The following is a 17,504-nucleotide window of genomic DNA, read 5'->3' on the forward strand; positions in this document are numbered from 1 at the left end:
GTTGTTCCCGTCTCTATGCTGCCCCAGATCACGACCTCGGCCGGTCAATGATCATCCATGCCGCGCGAACGACCGTGAGCCAGCAGTGAATCTGCTCCGTTGATGTGGGTGATAGTGAATGGATCCAATCGGTCAGGTTTGTTCCTTGTGCCCTTGCCACAAACGCTGAGCGCAACACTTCGGCGGTGTTGACGTTGTGGTACTGCATGGACTTCGCAATATTCTTGACGGATGAGGTCGTCAAGGCTTGCTCCGCATCCACCATGAATCCTACGGGGGCCTCCCAACTGATTGACGAAAGGCGATCAATCGCGGCCTGAATCTCGCGCAGTTCCTCCTCTCTGGCGTGGCGCGCAGCCTCTGCCCGTTCACGTGCTTCCCTGTGCTTTTGCTCCTCCGCCAGCGCCAACGTTTTTTGCTTGCTCAATTCCCTGATATGGGCAGCCGTGCCCAGCGGGTGCTCGAGCGGCTCCTTCATCTCGGGAAACAGTGTTGTGATCAGCGAATCGAACTGCCGGGATCGGGCGAAGCCGTACTCAAGCCGTTCAAGTGAGTGACTAACCCGTTGGTGGATTTGCTTGTAGTACTGCCGCTGCTCGTGATTGAGTGCAGGAGCATAGGTCTTGAACGCGATGAGGAGCAGCGAGATATAACTTCGCAGCGCGGCATCGGAGACGAAATGGGTGAGGTGCGCCACCGCTACTCCCCTGTCACTCGCCGGATCATGGGCGTCGCTACGAATCGCCGAAAGCGCCCGCAGGACGCCATCTGGTGCGAGAAGCAATCCGGGTTGCTGGATGCCCCATTTCCCATTTCGAAGGATCAAGCCAATTGCTTCAAGATCGATGCGGCACTGTGCTTCGATGCCTCTCTCAGCATCGCGAGCGTACTCAAGCACCGCACCGAGCGCGAAGTAAGGAAGCTGAAGAGAATCCTTGGCATACAGGGAGGCGAGGAATTTCTCTCTCGCGCGGATCGGCCTTTCCGCCTTTTCAATCCGCTGCCTCAGTTTCTCCTTGGCCATCGCGCGAAGCGCTTCTAGTCTCGGATCGAACAGCCAGGCCTTGATCTGGGGATTGAGCAATACCTCCGAGCGCAGCCGCGTGATTGTCATCGTCCCCTGTAACTGCAGACGGGAGATATCGACTGCCAGGCATGCGAGACCTCGCTCGCGGATCTTGGTCAATTTCTGCTCGTCCACCATGTGGGTGACGATGACTTCGATCATCAGGGGGAAGCTTGTCGATGATCCGTGTGCTTCGCAATAGACATCGGGCACCATGTTGCCGAGGTGATGTTCCAACCGGACATCCGTGAGACCGAGAGGACCCCCTTCGATGCTGAAGTTCTCGGCTAGGACTGTTCCGTTCGATGACGTTGCTGTTTCAGAGCCAGCGTACCTCGGCACACTGATCGAACTCGCCTCGGCCAGAATGTCCTTGATGGCGCGGTGAAGAATGCTTTCCGAACGTTGGGCCGCGGTCAGGTGTTTGAACGCGGAGTCATCGGCGGCATCAAGGTCGAGCGCTTCGTTCGCTTGGCGTTGCGCACGCTCGTGCGCGTCGAACTCGGCCTGACCGTCGTCCCAGTGACGGCCCCAGCACGCCAACTCACCCCCTAACCGGATCTGGCTCAAGATGTCCTCGGCAGACCAAGAGGCGATGGCTGGATCGTTGACGCGGATTGTGATGACCCCGTCGTACCGTTCATCGTCGGTCGCGTGAAACGAGCTTTCCAACTGAAGAAGGACAACCTTCCCGTCTTTCAGGGTGAGCCGTGCCGACTGTGCATCGATCCCAATTCGTTCTCTGACGCGGACCGCAGCGCGTGAGCGTGCATAGTCCCCCGAATAGAACGTGCCAGTGACACCCTGGACCGTCACTGATCGCTTGGCTGCCGGGAGTTCGATTTCTCCTTGCTCGCAGAGCAACTGCAAGGCAGCAAACCGGGCTGCAAGCAACAGGCAGTTGTCCTTCTGATGCCCGCGGCCGTGCCGGAAAAACTGTCCTCGGGTGTTGGGGCGCAAGAAGTGGCTGGGGTCTCGCCCCGCGTTGACGGCTTCCAACTGTTCTCCGCAGCCCGGGCAAACGCAGCCACAGGCCAGTCCTTTCTGCTGGCGCTTCAGCATCGAAACATGCACTACTCGGCGGCTTTGCGTGTCGATGGCCCATCGCAGTGGCTTGTCGACCCGAGGGCTGGCATCGCCGTTTGGGATCTCGCCGTGCCGAATGACAACGTGGGTCACTGAGGATTTATGCGATCAGGTGAAGTGATTAAGACTCACAGTTTGCCTTACAGCGGTCCAGAATCAAATCTGCAGATACCCTCTTGAAGGTTTACGTCCGGTCACTTTAAATGGCTGCAGAGCGGTTACTTGCAGTCCGTCGATGTTGCAGTTGAGTAAGCGCTTTCGCCACGATGCGGAATCGGAGCCGGCTGTAAAAGTACCCCAGAATCTGAGGAGAGTTAAACAATGGCGGCATTTCCTGAAGACCTGTACTTGCCGGGGCCTGGCGAGCCAGCAGGGGTTCTTGCCTGGGGGAAATCTCCCGAGCAGACGGAAAAAGACCTTGCCGCTGCTGTTGCTCGGATAGGGGGATGGCGCAGACCCGACTATGGGCAGGCATATCTCCTTGGCGCGAACACGTTGCTCCGGAAGGCGCGCGAAGATGGCCATCTAGACCATCACGCACTTCCCATCTTTTATTTGCAAAGGCACTCAACGGAGCTCCTGATCAAAGAAGCCCTGCAGTTCGCTGTCCAGATTCACGACCTGTGCAAAGAGGTAGGCAAGCCGGCCCCCACTTATCCAAGCGATGAGCAGCGAAGCCGCGTTGGACGGGCGCATGAGTTGAAGCCACTGCTCGCCGACTTGGAGGACATGGTCTTGGCGCTGAAAGTGGGGGAGGTTCCTGGGTCCTTGCGGCTAGCCGTTGAAGCCATCACCTCGATTGAGGATGATCCCACTTGGGCCCGCTATTCCTTTCGTAGGGGAAAGCGGAAGGGCGATGGGTCTATCCATCATGCTGTAGAGGAGGTCGTTGTACCTCTCGGCGACATTCAGAATTTGCTACAGCGTGCGAACCATGAATTGGGGGTAGCCTGGGCCGGTCCGAGCCTCGTCATTGGAAATCTGGGCCAGCTCTGGCAGGATCTGATGCGTCGGGCGGGTCACATCGATTGAATGAGGGGATGCCGTGGGGCTATATGCAAGGTGGTGCGAGCCTACCAAAGAAGAGGACGAGCGTAAGCGTTACTGGACCTATGTCGAGAGTGATGGCGGTCGGGATGAGATCCGTGAGGACCTCGCTGAAATTATTCGTTCGCACTATGATCGACTTGAACGCATCGCAGAGGATGTGAAGCGACTTGGGTACAAGGTCGCCAGTCAAATTCTCAGCACCGCGATGCCCCAAACCCCCAAAGGTCGCTCCGGTGATCTTGGCGAACTTCTCGCGACCGAGTTGGTCGAGGAAGAGGTGGGTCTTCGCGTCCCCGTTCGTCGTCTTCGTTACAAGGATGGCCGCAACATGGCCATGCGCGGCGACGACTTCATCGGCGCAGGGTACGTCGGCAAGAAACTCTGGCTACTGAAAGGCGAGGCCAAGAGCAACAAGGTACTCGGCAAGGCCACGGTCAAGAGCGCCCGCAAAGTGCTTAATCGCGACAATGGCCGTTGCACGCCCGACTCCCTGCTGTTTGTCGCCAACCGGCTGCTGGAGAGCGACGACCCCGATGACAATGAATTGGGGCGCAGCCTGCGCGACGAGGTCGGTTTGAAATCTCTACGTGCCGATCGCATCGACCACATGCTTTTCACCATTTCCGGCAATGGTCCCCACGGCTCGCTGAAGGAAGACCTCGAAGCCGCCGGGACCAATCGAGACCACTACGTCGTGAACATCCACGTCGAAGATCACCAGGATTTCATCGCGGCCATGTACCTGGAGGCGGAAAACCTTGGAGACGATTGACGAGCTGACCATCTTCCTGACGACTGCCACTGCCGATGGCATCCTCGGGCGCCTCCTCTATCGCGGCGCGGCTTGGTCGTTGATGCGCGAAGAGGGCGTGTTGCCGCAGGACGCGCCGCCACTTGGCGCGACCATCGAAACCGATCTTGCTGAGCATGGCTTCGCGGTGCTTCGGGGCGCGATGGCCCTACGCGCGGTGGCTGGTGCTTCCGAGCTGACTAGCAAGGCCTTTGAGCGCAGCGCCAACGCCTTTGAAGCTTTGGTGCGCAACGGTGCCCCCGAGGCGCCAGACCGCGGGTTCCGCCGCACCATCGCCGCCGCGGCCTATCATCTGGCTGGCTTCTCGGCCGTCGCCTATTCGCTCTTTAATGAGACAGCAGAAGACCTCAACACCTCGCCGGGAGAAACGGCGATCCGGCACCTGATACTGCGCGATCTCGATCAGTTGCGCAGTTTCGTTCGCGGCTGGTTGGATGACGAAGCTCATGGCGATGGGCAGGTCGCCGAGGCGCTGAGGGGCGAAGACTCCGACGTCGACGAGGTGCTGTCGACTATCCTCAACACGACGATCTGCCGCGCCCTGGCTTTTTTCGACTTCGCGCTTGAGACGGGTGAGGTCGAACCGATCGAAACCGCGCGGGGCTTGCTCGCCACGGCCGTCAGCTTGGCCGACAGCGCTGAGAATGTCCCACTGTGGTGGATCACGAACCTCTGCCGCCACCTGATCGATGACCTGTGGCAGCACTCGCTGCACCAGAATCTTCCAACTGAGCCGCCCGAGGGCGCAGAGGAAAAATACCCAGACTTGCGGCGGCTGTTCATCTCCTCGCTCTACGCTCGCAAGACCTCGGAGGTGGAGCTCTGGCCCTCGCAGCGAGAAGCCGCTCGGCGCTCCACGGATGTCACGGACGACCTGGTCGTCGCCCTCCCGACCAGCGCGGGCAAGACGCGGGTGGCAGAAATCGCTGCGTTGATGACCCTGTCCTCCGCCCGCCGGGTGCTAATTGTCACGCCGCTGCGTGCCTTGTCGGCTCAGACCGAACGGTCCTTCAGGAAGACCTTCGCACCCCTTGGATTCGGCGTCTCCTCGCTCTATGGCGCCAGCGGCCTCTCGGCCGGTGATGAAGACGCTCTGCGTACTCGCGAGATCATCATTGCGACGCCTGAAAAGCTCGACTTCGCACTGAGAAGCGACTCGTCGCTGATCGACGATGTCGGCCTGATCGTCCTCGACGAGGGCCACATGATCGGTCCGAGTGAACGCGAAATCCGCTACGAGACGCTCGTGCAGCGCCTGCTTCGGCGTGCGGACGCGGCCGAACGCCGGATCGTCTGTCTTTCTGCGATCCTGCCGAGCGGTGACGAACTCGACGATCTCACTGCCTGGATTCGCTCCGACGAACCGGGTGAACCAGTGCGTTCCGATTGGCGTCCCACGCGCCAGCGCTTCGGTGCGCTCACCTGGCGTCGCAAAGATGCGCTGCTGCGGCTTGACCTGGATGACGATGGCCCCTTTCTTGATAAGTTCGTCGTGGAGAAGCCGGCGCTCGGGAGGGAGAGGATCCCCTATCCACGCAAGAATTCGCATCTCGCTTTGTTCGCGGCATGGGAGTTCGCGAACCAGGGCAAGCGCACCTTGATTTTCTCCACTCAGGCGAATTGGGTCGAGAGCTATGGCAAACAGGTCGTGAACCTTTGCAAGCGCGGCTATCTGGACTCATTGCTAGATGACGAGGCGTTGATCGCCCGCGCCCTGGAGGTCGGCAAAGAATGGCTGGGAGAGGATCATCCCGCGGTCGCAAGTTTGAAGGTGGGCGTCGCCATTCACCATGGCCGATTGCCGAGCCCGTTCCTGCGCGAGCTTGAAGTCCTTCTGTCCGAAGGAGTTCTGAAGGTAATCGTTGCCTCGCCCACGCTCTCGCAGGGCCTCAACCTTAACGCAGCCGTCCTGCTGGTGCCTGCGCTGTATCGCGCGGGCGAGAAGATCAAAGGCGAAGAGTTTGCGAACGTGGCGGGCCGCGCCGGGCGAGCCTTCGTCGACGTCGAAGGCCTGATCGTCCATGTCATGTTCGACCGGATCGACTGGCGAAGGCGCGAATGGCTCAAGCTAGTGGCCTCTGCCAAGGCCCGGACCCTGAAGAGCGGTCTCATTCAGATCGTCGCTGAGATCCTTGAACGCCTGTCGCGCGAGGGTGTTTTGGATCGCGACGACGCTTGGGAGTATCTCGCCAACGCCCGCGAGGCATGGAGCTCAGTTGACGAAGAAACCGAGGTAGCCCAGCGGCTGGCCGCCGCCGTGGATTACGACAGCGATGACGATGACGATGAGGATGACGACGACGCGGACGAGGAGGAGGAGACCATCGACGAGGAGCCGCTGTCTCAGCTCGTTGAACGCCTCGACGCGACTGTGTTCGGCCTGATCGAAGCGCTGGACGCCGATCGCGCCGATCTACCCAAGCTTCTGGACGAAGCGCTCAAAGGATCGCTTTGGGCCCGCCAGATCGCCCGCGAGGACGCGGACGTCGCCCCCCTTCACAAGAAGGTGTTCGAAGCGCGCGCCGGCCTCATCTGGAAGGCCACCACAGCGCAAGCGCGGCGCGGGCATTTCGCAATGGGCGTCGGGCTAGAAGCTGGTCTCGCCATTGACGCCATAGCCGACGAACTGGCCGAGTTGCTCGACCGAGCGGACGAGGCAGCGCTCAGCGGCGACATCGACGAACTCGCCGACGCGCTCGGCGGCCTAGGCGAACGTCTGCTGTTCATGCGTCCCTTCATCCCCGACAAGGCGAACGCGCTGCCGGCGAACTGGAAGGCCATCCTGCGCAGTTGGGTGTCCGGCGAGGATGTTTCCGAGATCGGGCCGCAGAACATGCGAGCGGTCGAAGATGCCTTTACCTATCGCCTGGTCTGGGCATTGGAAGCCGTCCGCACGCGCCGCATATCCCTTGGCTGGTCGCCGGACACGTTGGCGGGCGGCGCGTCGGCGGCGGTCGAGACCGGCGTCCCGCGATTGATGATGGCGATGCTGATCCGCGCGGGCTTGCCGTCGCGGCGCGCGGCGATGGCGGCCATCGAGGGGGTCGAACCGGTCTTTGTCAATCCGGCCGAAATGCGAGCCTGGCTCGAATCAGACGAAGTAATTGCATACACCGACGCCGGCGACTGGCCAACGCCCGACACCGCCGCCTTGTGGGCACGCTTCAGAACCGAGGCTCTTAGCGGCGGCATCCAGCAGTGGTCGGTCCAACACTACGATCGCCTACTCGATGTGGAGGCCCCACCGCCAGCCGGCCTCTACAGGATCATCACCGACGAGGGGGATGGGCGGACCTGGCTGGCAACGGCCGACTACCAACGGGTCTCTCCCTTCAGGAAGTCGGCGGTCGACCCTAAGCCCAGCCTTTTCTGGGGGCGGCTACCGGGTGAGAGTAAGGTTGTGAAAACCTCGCGTCTTGGCCGTGGGAAGCTGCACTGGCCGCGCGCTAATGCGTAGATGCAAGGATCTGAACCTGCTCTATGCCTCAGTCGGTGTGGTTGGAAGGTAGATGGCCAGCGTGTCTTCATTGACGCGTCTGCCGTCGCTGCGGAATCCAGCGAGTGGTTAGTCCGCTTGGACGGCGTCATTCAGCGTGGCCATCCGTTCCGACGAGCAATCTCCTTCGCATGTGGATCAAATGGCCCATAGTTGCGCCCGGTGTATCCGAAAGGCTCTTGAGCAAGAAGAAACCACCGTAGGTGGTTTAGAACATCGAACTGCATTCCGCTGAAATACAGGCGCGTGAGACCCGTTTCGACGCTGTCAAAGCGGTGCATTTCCTGTGTCAGAGCGGTGATCGCTTTGTCGACCGCTACTTCTTCTTGCGGGGTGAGCACTGTTCGCAGCTCAAGGACTTGCTGCAACAACCCCAGTGCTTTGGGCAACTTGTTTTCATCTGGCCGCAAGCGGGAACGACGCGTCGCATGCAGGTGAGCGTAATCAAACGCCTTGCAAAGTTCCCACATCGCAGTGCAGCTACGGTTAAATAGGTCAAGTCCGTTCCAAGCAGCATCCAAATTTTCATCTTGTTCTGCAAATAACATCTCCCAGCGCGGCTGTTGCAGCAGGTTTAACGCGATCTTCTCCATCAGTGGAAGGAGTGTGTTTTGATCGACAAATTCGCGCTGAGCTCTGGCAAGGAGCGAGACGGCCCTAATGCGCTGTTTTTCGCGGTTTTGAGGTATGGAAAAGGTAGGCTTGCGAATTCTTGTGGTCATGATGAGTCTTTTGATTGCGCGACAGCGCGCGGATGTCCTTTACAGATTGCGTTTGGTCGCCGCACACACCACTGGGCTAGCGTGACGGCGAGGTACAGAGAGGGAGGGGGGCGCCAGGTCGTCTCTGCTTCAGAGGGTCTCCCGACGCGATGGAAACTGCGTCCAGACGCAGCCGTTCAGTTCGCGACCCGCAGCTTTCTTGCCGACGCGCACTAGCTCGACCGGTGAGCCGTCCTGGCGAAAGAGTTCGACTACTTGGCGCTTACCAAAAGTCGGGGGCTGGAGTTGGCTCTGTAGCCCCCAGGTTCCCCACTGCTTGAAGAAGAACGGCACGCCGGCTTCCTGGCACTGCGCGAGCAAGCTCTCGGCCCATTCGGGGTTCATGGGGCGGGCGCCGTGTTCGGACTCGCCGCCACAGATCACCCAGTCGATGCGCACGCCATTGCGGCCAGGCTGCAGATAGCGACGAATGTCGATGGGCCCGAGCAGAGGCTCACACGATAGGAAGCGCACAGCCGGGGTGGGAAAGGCTTGGAGGTACGGGATGCGTTTGTCGGCGCGCTCCTGGTCTTCGACGCTGACGCCAAGCCAGACGTTGCGCGGGAACTGGTAGTTCACCGGGAGCAGCTTTTTGATCGAGTGCGGCCGTTTCGTCAGCAGCAGCCAATCGAGGTTGCGGGTTCCCTTGATCAGGGTGAGGAGCCGCAAGCGGTGGCGAGCGAGGTCGTCGCGCACCTCGAATACGTCTGCCATCGACGCGCAGAAGACGCGTTCGCGTTGGTTCCGAGCCGCCGCCTCGTTGTTCCACACGATGGGCGAGTCCCAGTGTGCATGGCTCATGAAGCGGCGCTTCGCGTGCGGCCCCCAGATTTCTTCAGAGTGGTACCGCTTCGACAGGTTCGCCGCGTAGCAGTTGTCGCAGCCGGCCGAGATCTTGGTGCAGCCCCACCAGGGGTTGAAGGTGTGGTGGGTCCATTCGATGGATGAATTCTTCGACATATGTTCTTTCATGCAGTAGCGTTGGCCGTGCGCCAACACGGAGCCTTTACAGCTCGGGTCTGGGGAGAGGGGAGTGCGAGGGGGTCGCGGTCTACGCCAAGGGAGTCCGGACGATGTGACCGAGAGCGACTGGCTCAAACGGTCCAGGGGCGTGACCAGCGAGGGCCTGGATGCTTGCGTTCAAGCGCCATGTCGCACTGGAAGAACAGCTCGCGGTCCGCCACGATCTCGGCCGGCACCGGCACGAAGTTCTTCGGCGAGAGGATTTCTCCCAGTTCGACGCGTTCTTCGATCTCCTGCGGAGGTGGGCCGTCGATGTTGAGCGAGTGCTCGCGGGCGAGGTAGCTCTTTGCACGCGAATACTCCGTCGGGTCCTTCGCCTGAACCAGCTTCATGTCGTGGCCGTGTTGCCACAGCAGTGCGAAACGCTGAAACCTGGCAGGAATCGCCATCAGCGCGTCGTGGTGCAGCGGCCGGCGGATGTCGCGGCGCAGGTCGTACTTGTCGAGCAGGCCGCCGAGCATGTGCGCCAGCACACTAGGCGACAGTTCGGCGGGACTGGGCAGGCGGCCCTCGAAACGGCGCTTGAGCCATTTCAGGCGATACACGGGTTCGAGGCGGATGGTTGCTGCGGCCAAGTCCCTCAAGGCGGCGGTTTGTGCCGTCTCGGGGATCTCCAGCTTGCGCTTCTTCTTGAGCTCAGCGTCCTTGTCATACGCCTTCAACGCGGCAAGCTGAGCCTGCTGGTCGAAGTACACCGTCTCGTTGACGTACAAGCTGGTGTTGAGGCCAGCAAGGACGCTGGAGAGCGCAATGCCGTTGATAACTGCAGCACTCGAAAGTCCTGCAGGTTTGCGCACCAGCACAGGCGTATCGATGCGCGTCACCTCCATACCGGCGCCTTGCAAGAAATCCTTGGCGCGATCAGTGCCCAGGCCGAGGTGCAGCTCACGGTTGCAGTCCTTGGCCATCGCGTAGGCCAGCATGGTGACGTCGCCCGGGGAGACGATGTTGTGACCCTGCCGGAGGAACGCCGGCGAGCCCTCGATCTCGAAGGCCTTGCGTGCTTTGTTCGCCTTCACCTTCAGCGAGTTCTTGCCGGCGGCCGTTTGCAGGCTGCCCTTGGCCCACTTCGTCTCATCGCCGCCGCCAACGAGAGCGTACTTGTTGGGCAGTTTGCTGGGGTCCACGTTGCGCATGCGCAGGCCAAGCGTGTCGACCATCATGCAGTGGGAGAAATCAAAACCATCGAAATTCATGTCTATTCCAGTGTTTTCGGGCGCACCGATCCACACCGTGACAACCAGGCAGTTTTCGCTGCTGGCGCACACGGTGAAGACGGTGCTACGTGAGAAAGGTTGATCTACCGAACTAGTCGGCTGTATGGCTGGTAGGCCTGCGGGCTTTGCATCGCACAAGCAGCACGGTCTACCGGCATAGAGGGCGCAATCGGCATGTATCAGCTAGGCCTGCACCAGCTAGGCTGATCAACAGTTAGTACGGTCGACGGCTATGTCGGCTGGGTAGACCATGTAGCTGTTGCCACTGGTGGGCTGGTAGGCCTAGTACTGTTTACAAGCTGTACGGTATTACGCTTAGCCCGCGCCGCCGGTCGGCACACGCGGCCCCTCGTGGGGTCGCGGTGTGCCTTCTTTGCGTGCTGAACTACGCCTCCGGAGCCTCTGCGGAGCCCTCTTGGGCCATCGGGAAGGTGGCCGGCCAAGGATCCTCCTTCATGGCAAACGGCGGCAGTTTTTCCAGCAAAGCTGCAACCTTTTCGTCCACGTTGAGTGCCGACAGGCAATGCGGCTGCAACATCTCATCCTCGCTCGGGCGAAAGCGGTTCTCATAGGTGAGAAACTCGCTCAATTCGCTGCTCTTGTTCAGCTTGGCGATGGACCAAGGCACCAAAATGTCGATCTGAACTTTCCCCAACAGTTTCTTGCGGTATTGAAGGAGCGACTCGGTCCCTTCGATCCACTCGTTGTGACGCAGGTTCTTCTCCTTGAAGTAGTCGGCCAAGACTTCGCGCTCACCCTGATCCAGCTTGTTCAGATCAATATCCTCCTCGGAAGTGGGCGTCACGTGGTTGAGGAAAGTGGCGTACCTCGTTGCCTCGAAGGCAATCCAGAACGGATCGTGCGGCAGGTTTTCTTGCGTCCACTTGCGGTAGTCCGTAGGCAGTTGGTAGTTCTGGTTGTCGCCGAAGTGCAAGTTCTTGCCGACATCGACGGTGACCTCGAAGCGGAGAAGGCGACGAGTACTCGCGCGCAGCAGTTCTCGCTGCGAGGGGGTTTCGGATGCAAACCCCGCCGGCTGATCTTCGATGCCTCGCATCAATGAGACGCGCGCTTCTCCGAATTTTTCCTGTGCAGGCAGATGGATGAGGTCCACGGAGAGTGCGTGGCTGGCGTCCTCAGCCATGCGAATGCGGGGCGCAATGACCCTGCCACGACCTTTCGAGCCAGGGTACAGATCACTGCTGTTCAGGCAGACGAGGCCATGCGCAAAGAAGTCGCAGAGGGCCTTGAATGCTTGCGTTTCAGAGGGATAGGGGAAGTAGTACGACGCGGTAATCTCGCGAATTTCGCAGTCATCTGCGGTGATGCCAGAAAGCACGTCGAGAGGCAGGTCCGGCATGAGTTCGTGCAGCCAGGCGCGGAACAGCGCAAGCACGCATTCGAACGGCTTGAAGAAAGTGTTTTCGACAAGCGCAGATTTACAAACGAGCGCCGATTCCATGCGGCCCCTAAGGGTGAAGCTGATATCCTGGGTACCCGACTTCTCGCCGGGCTGATTCACGATGATCTCCATCGGTGCGCGAGTCAGGGGCGTCGGCCAGGTGAACGGCGTGCGACGCATCTTCGAGCCGGGATCGCCGGGCATGATTTGCGAGAGGTGCCGGGCCAACTGTTGCGACGTTGCTCGGTTTGGTTTGATGTCTACGGTAAGCATGTGAGGTCCGTTGGGCGAGTAAAAGGGCAAAGGAAGGTCCTCCGGGCTGCTGGTGCAGTTCGGATAGCGGTTGGTGGTTGCGGCGACTAAAGATTCGGTGATGAACCTTCGACGTGTGCGAGCCGATATCGCAGTGCATTGCGGTGATCGCTCTATGCGAGCTAGCGCTGGACGCGCGCTCGCAGCAGTTCTGCTGTAGGGGGAGTGACTAGCTCATTTCACCTCCCGCGCGAGATGAAGTCGGTGACGAGAGATCGCGCTCGGCGATGCGTTGCGCGATCCAGTCGCAAACTTCACCGTCAACAAAGCGTGCAGCAGCTCGGCGACTCTTGCTGGCGCCGAGTTTTACGGGCTTGGGAAACCGGCCGGCAAGGATTTCGGCATGGATGAACGAAGTCCCCATACCAGTGCGCTCGCAGACCTCTTGAATTGTGATGAGCTTTTGGCGCTGAGCGAAAGCAACGGCTAGTAGCAAGTCGTCGATGATCGCGCCGGAGTTTTGGCGGAGGGTCGCTTCTAACGACGTGCGGCTTTTCGCCAAGCCTTTCTCGTCCGAGTGGCTTGAGGCAAAAACCAGTGTTTCGTTGAAGGCGGTCCGTTCCATCTTTCGTCTCTACCTGCACAAGGGTGTGCGATGGACTCATTGGGCCGCGGCGCTAGTGTCGAAAAATTCGCGTCTCTGAAAAAGTGAACGAATCGGTCGCTTCGATGACGTTTTGGAGAGCTGGTTTCAGAGGGGGAGAACCTCGATGAAAGGCGTTCGAGGGGCGTTCGCTTTTTAGAAGATGCGAAAAAATCACCGCCTGTGATAAGAAGATTTCAGTTAGCCCCAGCTCCTATTTCTAAGAAGCCGGCGCGCTTTCTCGAAAAGTCCGTCTCCAGGCCGGGCTTTTTTCGATGGTGCGTAGCGACTGCTTCCTGCATCGTTGGGCGATGGCCGCTGTTTGAGTCCGCTGTACCCCTGCTCATATACGAGGTGGTAAGCGCGAGCGATTTGCGCCCCGATCTCCTTGCTGTATTTCTTTGCGAGTTGGCGCTTGCGCTGAGCCTGCTCTTCAATCTCTTCTTCAATCATGCTTGCGCGCTCGCTCGCATCAACGGAGCTAAGCTGCTCTCTCGCTGCTGAGACGATTTTTTCTCGCGACCACGCTGGATAGTGCTCGATCAAGATGAGTCCTTCATGATGGAACTGACTGCCGATTGTTTCGCGCGAAACAGGCGAGGATTGACTCAGCGCATCAATCAATCGAAGGTGGCGTGGAACCTTGCTTGTCCAGACGTCCTTGGATTGCATCTTGTCCGCGGGTGGAGAGGCCGCGGCACGCGCTTCTACAAAAGTTCGGAGAGAGGCAAAAAGGGCGTCCCTTTTTGCACCTGAAGCGCCCAGTGCCTTTAGGTCGAGTGTTAGAAGTAGTTTTCTCTCGCCGAGAAACTCACTGCTTGCAATAAGAGGAAATTCGTCTTCTCCTTTGACCGCTTTGCGCTCGACATCCTCATCGACAAACAAGCTCTCTTCGGAAGAGGATGGTTCCCAGAACAGCTTGAATCGTTTTAGTTTCCACGCTTTGCAGACGGCGGCCTCTTTTCTTGTCGAACCTTGCGCCGCCAAGCACTGCTGCTGAAAGATCCGATTCCGACGCAATAACTCCCAACCTAGCTGACTTGCAGACGCTTCTGCGGATGGATATGCAGAGGCATCCCGCCAATCGGGGAACCAGCCCATGTATTTTTTGGGTGGTGGTCCCATTTCGGCTGGATGAAACGAGGCTGGAATTTCCGTTTTTCGATGTTCGGCGGTCGCTTCACGCAGTTTCATTTCGTGGTCTCGGCGGCTGACGTGCAGTGTTTCTCCCAGTCCCGCATCATGGCGAAACGCTTCTCGAACAGGTCGGAGCGAGCGTAGGCTGCGGCGACCCTGTCTGGCAGCTGATGTGCCAAGGCCGCTTCGGCGGTACGGAAGTCGTGCGTCGTTTTCTCGCCGACCCAGTCACGGAAGGTGCTGCGCATGCCGTGCACGGTGATATCGCTGCGTCCCATTCGCCTGAGAAGCGCGGTCATAGTCATGTTCGACATGGGCTTATCCTTGTTCTGACCAGGAAAGATGAACGTCTTGCCGCTGAATGCTTTGACCGTTCGGAGGATGGTCAGCGCGCGGGCGGTCAGCGGGACGCGGTGTTCCTTGCGGGCTTTCATGCGTTCGGCCGGTACAGTCCACAGCTGCGCGGTTTCATCGATCTCGTCCCATTGCGCGCCGGTGATCTCTGAAGTGCGGGCCGCGGTCAGGATGAGGAATTCGAGAGCCCACCGAGCCATTCCTTCTTGAGCGGCCAGTTTTCCCATGAACGCCGGGATATCCACGTGGGGGAGGGCGGAAAAATGCTTGTCCGCACGCTGTTCGGGTGTGGTCTTGGCCAGAAGATGCTCGAGGTGCCCTTTCCAGCGGGCAGGATTCTCGCCGGTACGCAGTTCGTGGGCTGTTGCCCAGTCAATGATCGATTCGATGCGGCCGCGAAGGCGTGACGCCGTTTCGTTCTTGGTCGACCAAATCGGGTTGAGGATGCGCTTCAGGTCGGCTGTCGTGATCTCACCGATGGGGCGCTGGCCAATGATCGGCGATGCGTAGGTCTTGAGCGTGTTCTCCCACTGCTGAATGTGCTTCGGATTCTTCCATTCAGCGCGGTGGTCCTCGATGTATTCGGTGGCGCAATCGTCGAAAGTCTTGCCTTTTGCGCGGGCCAGCTTGGCCGCAGTCTCGGCGGCGCGCTTGTCGGTCAGAGGATCGTGACCCTCGGCAAGCATGCGCCGGCATTCTTCCGCCTTGGCGCGCGCCAGCTTCAAGCTGACTTCGGGGTAGCCGCCAAGCCCCAGGCCAACTGCCTTGCCCAAGCGCATGTAACGGTGCAGCCAGGAGGCGGCGCCGGTCTTGCTGATCTGTAGGGTCAGGCCACCGCCGTCGCCAAGCAGGATGGGCTTGCCTTGTCCGGCGGCAACTGCTTTGCGAGCGGTCTTCAGCGTCGCTTCGATCTTGGTGTCGGATAGTTTATTGATGGGGCCGCGCACGGCTCACCTCCTCGTTGAGCCTGCAAGCATACTGGGCGTCGACTATCGACAACGCTATCGAAAGCGGTGCGGTTTCCGGCGGCGAATGGTGGACATTCACGGCCTTCTTAGATGAGCTAAGCTGTTGTCAGCGTTCGAGAAACGGTCATTGATGGGCAATGACGGGCATTTCTCAAAACGACACACTCTCCGCCAGGAACAACTTTTTCAACATGCCGAAACGCGCCTCACCGCGCCCAGGATGAGGCTGAGCGTCGAGAAGAAGAGGCCGGAGACCGGCGGCGCGCACGAGCCGAGGCGGATGCGGTGCCCGCGCAACGTGCGCCCGAGCGGCGCGCCGTCCCGCCACAGCGGGCCATGCGACCTGAGTCGAGGCCAGCACCAACCGATGCAGCTCGCAGCGCTCCGCGCGAGGCCTATCGATCCGGTGGGCGGGGCTCTGACGGGTGCGGTGGTCGCGGCGGGCCGGGTTGGCGCAAGCCAAATGGCAAATGCGCGAGCTGGCGGGACTGATGGCGAGCTGACAAAACCGCCTCCGCTCCAACGGGTGGGGAGTCTTCCACTGCTAGACCCTGTCAGCGTACCGGATTGCGCGCCATGACGATCCACGCCGCGCCGCCGATCAACACCGACCGCTCACCGGGCTGGCCCGAAAAGGCGGCACGAACTGCGGCCGAAGCGCGGGCACGGATGTCGTTGGACTGATCAGCGAGCACGCGCGACAGGGGGCCAACTTCGAACGCCATCTCCACCGCGTCCTCAATTGCCGCGTCCCGCGTCCCGCCTTCGCCGAACGGGATGGAAGCATCCAAGGGTGCGATGGAAATATCGGTGAAGCCAGCCGCCGTCAGGATGCGCGCCACCCGCCCCTTATCGCCGAAAGAAAATGAGCCGGGTGCTTCAGAGTCGGGCTGGGCGGTCGACGGGACGATGCCCTTGATCGTGCCCATGGGTAGGCGCATCCAATCGTTCTCGGCCACGCTCCGCCAGCAAACAAAAGAGACCCGCCCGCCCGGCTTGAGCGCCCGGCGCATATGGGCGAACGCCCCTGCCGGATCGTCGAAGAACATAACCCCGAAACGCGAGAACAGGATGTCGAACTCGCCCTCGGGCAGCTTAGCGCTGCTGGCGTCGGCTACTAGGAATAGGGCCGTCGAATCTTGTGGCACAAGCGCGCGCGCTCGTCCAATCAGCGGCGCGGATACGTCCACGCCCAACACTCGGCCCCCCGCGCCAACGAGCGCGGCCAGAGCAAGACTCGACGCGCCCGCGCCGCAGCCGACGTCCAGCACGCGCTCGCCCATCACGGGCGCGGCTGCTTCGATCGCGGCCTGTCCAAACACCGCCAGCATGGCGTCGAGTCGAGCCTGGTTGGCGACCCAGCGCTCCCCGCTTTGGCCATTCCAGTCGGCGATCTGATTAGCGTTTTGCCCTGCCATGCAGTTTCCTTGTTTTGAGATGAGTGATCCGCTACTCCGCCCATGCCGCGATCCGTTCCGCGATCGCCTCGGGGGCCTCGATATGCAGGAAGTGCCCGACGTCAGGGACGACTTCCAGCGAGTGTGGGCCGGCGAATCGATGTCCGTCGTTGACCTGTTGCGGGAAGATGCAGCCGTCGTCGGAACCGTGGAGCTGCAGCAGGGGCGTTGTGATCGGCTGAGATAGGCGGCGCATCGTCCCAAGCATGCCGGGCCGCAACAGCCCCCGGTAGTAGCGCAAGGGCGCAGGCATGCTTGCCTGCAGGGTCTCGTGTAGCTCCGCCTGGACAGCTGGATCGAGCGAGAGGCCCGGCGACCACTGACGCCATAAGTGGTCGATGAGGGCGAGATTTCGGGCGCTGACGATCCAGCCGCTTCCCGGCAGTTGGAAGAGCCCCATGTACCAGCTGCGGCGTAGCTGAGTGAGGCGCGGCTGGCTCAGAAATGTCAGTGGGTGCGGGAAGGCCAGCGTAACTGCGCGTTTGATCCGCTCCGGCGCGGTGACGCAGACATCGTATGTGATCGCGCCGCCCCAGTCGTGACCAATCAACTCTACGGCTCGCCCGGGAGACCAGCGGTCGATCAGCGCGATCACGTCGCCGGTGAGGGAAGCCATGTCGAACGGTCCCGCGGTCGGGGACGGGGCGTAACCGCGAAGCCATGGGGCGACGACGTGACGCCCACGGCGACCGAGCTCGGCAAGGAAGGGCTTCGCCGTCGGCGGATGGTCCGGGAAACCGTGCAAGACAAGCGTCGGCTGAGCTTCGGGATCACCACCCTG

Annotated in this window: 13 protein-coding genes; 3 read left to right on the forward strand and 10 right to left on the reverse strand. The window is 60.5% G+C overall.

Features of this window, described 5'->3' with window-relative positions; translation table 11 throughout:
• Positions 1-28: 28 nt before the first annotated feature.
• Positions 29-2,245, reverse strand: coding sequence for a hypothetical protein (locus AC1DFC_RS26730; RefSeq protein ID WP_478180325.1), 2,217 nt, complete (start codon positions 2,243-2,245; stop codon positions 29-31).
• Positions 2,246-2,473: 228 nt separating this feature from the next.
• Here AC1DFC_RS26730 and AC1DFC_RS26735 point away from each other — a divergent pair, with 228 nt between their 5' ends.
• From AC1DFC_RS26735 to AC1DFC_RS26745, 3 genes are read left to right on the forward strand one after another with little or no spacing between them, the layout of a single operon-like run.
• Positions 2,474-3,184 (forward strand): hypothetical protein, encoded by a 711-nt coding sequence (locus AC1DFC_RS26735; RefSeq protein ID WP_478180326.1) that lies wholly within the window; start codon positions 2,474-2,476, stop codon positions 3,182-3,184.
• Between the two features lie 13 nt (positions 3,185-3,197).
• The gene (locus tag AC1DFC_RS26740; RefSeq protein WP_478180327.1) at positions 3,198-3,974 is read left to right on the forward strand and encodes a HamA C-terminal domain-containing protein; all 777 of its coding nucleotides are present in this window, start codon (positions 3,198-3,200) and stop codon (positions 3,972-3,974) included.
• Positions 3,961-7,470, forward strand: coding sequence for a DEAD/DEAH box helicase (locus AC1DFC_RS26745; RefSeq protein ID WP_478180328.1), 3,510 nt, complete (start codon positions 3,961-3,963; stop codon positions 7,468-7,470). Before AC1DFC_RS26740 ends, AC1DFC_RS26745 begins: the two co-directional genes overlap by 14 nt.
• Before the next feature lie 131 nt (positions 7,471-7,601).
• Here AC1DFC_RS26745 and AC1DFC_RS26750 read toward each other — a convergent pair whose 3' ends face one another.
• The 9 genes from AC1DFC_RS26750 to AC1DFC_RS26790 form a co-directional block, all read right to left on the reverse strand.
• The gene (locus tag AC1DFC_RS26750; RefSeq protein ID WP_478180329.1) at positions 7,602-8,231 is read right to left on the reverse strand and encodes a hypothetical protein; all 630 of its coding nucleotides are present in this window, start codon (positions 8,229-8,231) and stop codon (positions 7,602-7,604) included.
• A gap of 129 nt (positions 8,232-8,360) precedes the next feature.
• Positions 8,361-9,230, reverse strand: a complete 870-nt coding sequence (locus tag AC1DFC_RS26755; protein ID WP_478180330.1) for a phage Gp37/Gp68 family protein — start codon at positions 9,228-9,230, stop codon at positions 8,361-8,363.
• 134 nt (positions 9,231-9,364) lie between these two features.
• A complete protein-coding gene (locus AC1DFC_RS26760) occupies positions 9,365-10,489 on the reverse strand; it encodes a phage/plasmid replication protein, II/X family (RefSeq protein ID WP_478180331.1) in 1,125 nt (374 codons plus the stop codon).
• 406 nt (positions 10,490-10,895) lie between these two features.
• Positions 10,896-12,185, reverse strand: coding sequence for a hypothetical protein (locus tag AC1DFC_RS26765; RefSeq protein ID WP_478180332.1), 1,290 nt, complete (start codon positions 12,183-12,185; stop codon positions 10,896-10,898).
• A gap of 208 nt (positions 12,186-12,393) precedes the next feature.
• The gene (locus AC1DFC_RS26770; RefSeq protein WP_478180333.1) at positions 12,394-12,789 is read right to left on the reverse strand and encodes a helix-turn-helix transcriptional regulator; all 396 of its coding nucleotides are present in this window, start codon (positions 12,787-12,789) and stop codon (positions 12,394-12,396) included.
• Between the two features lie 219 nt (positions 12,790-13,008).
• Complete coding sequence (locus AC1DFC_RS26775; RefSeq protein ID WP_478180334.1) at positions 13,009-14,001, reverse strand: hypothetical protein; 993 nt, start codon at positions 13,999-14,001, stop codon at positions 13,009-13,011.
• Positions 13,998-15,245, reverse strand: a complete 1,248-nt coding sequence (locus tag AC1DFC_RS26780; RefSeq protein ID WP_478180335.1) for a tyrosine-type recombinase/integrase — start codon at positions 15,243-15,245, stop codon at positions 13,998-14,000. Before AC1DFC_RS26780 ends, AC1DFC_RS26775 begins: the two co-directional genes overlap by 4 nt.
• Before the next feature lie 575 nt (positions 15,246-15,820).
• The gene (locus AC1DFC_RS26785; RefSeq protein ID WP_478180336.1) at positions 15,821-16,684 is read right to left on the reverse strand and encodes a class I SAM-dependent methyltransferase; all 864 of its coding nucleotides are present in this window, start codon (positions 16,682-16,684) and stop codon (positions 15,821-15,823) included.
• A gap of 31 nt (positions 16,685-16,715) precedes the next feature.
• Entirely contained in the window at positions 16,716-17,468 is a 753-nt protein-coding gene (locus tag AC1DFC_RS26790) for an alpha/beta fold hydrolase (RefSeq protein WP_478180337.1), read from the reverse strand.
• Between the last annotated feature and the right edge of the window lie 36 nt (positions 17,469-17,504).

The sequence above is a fragment of the Variovorax sp. 10L421 genome (assembly GCF_056395365.1).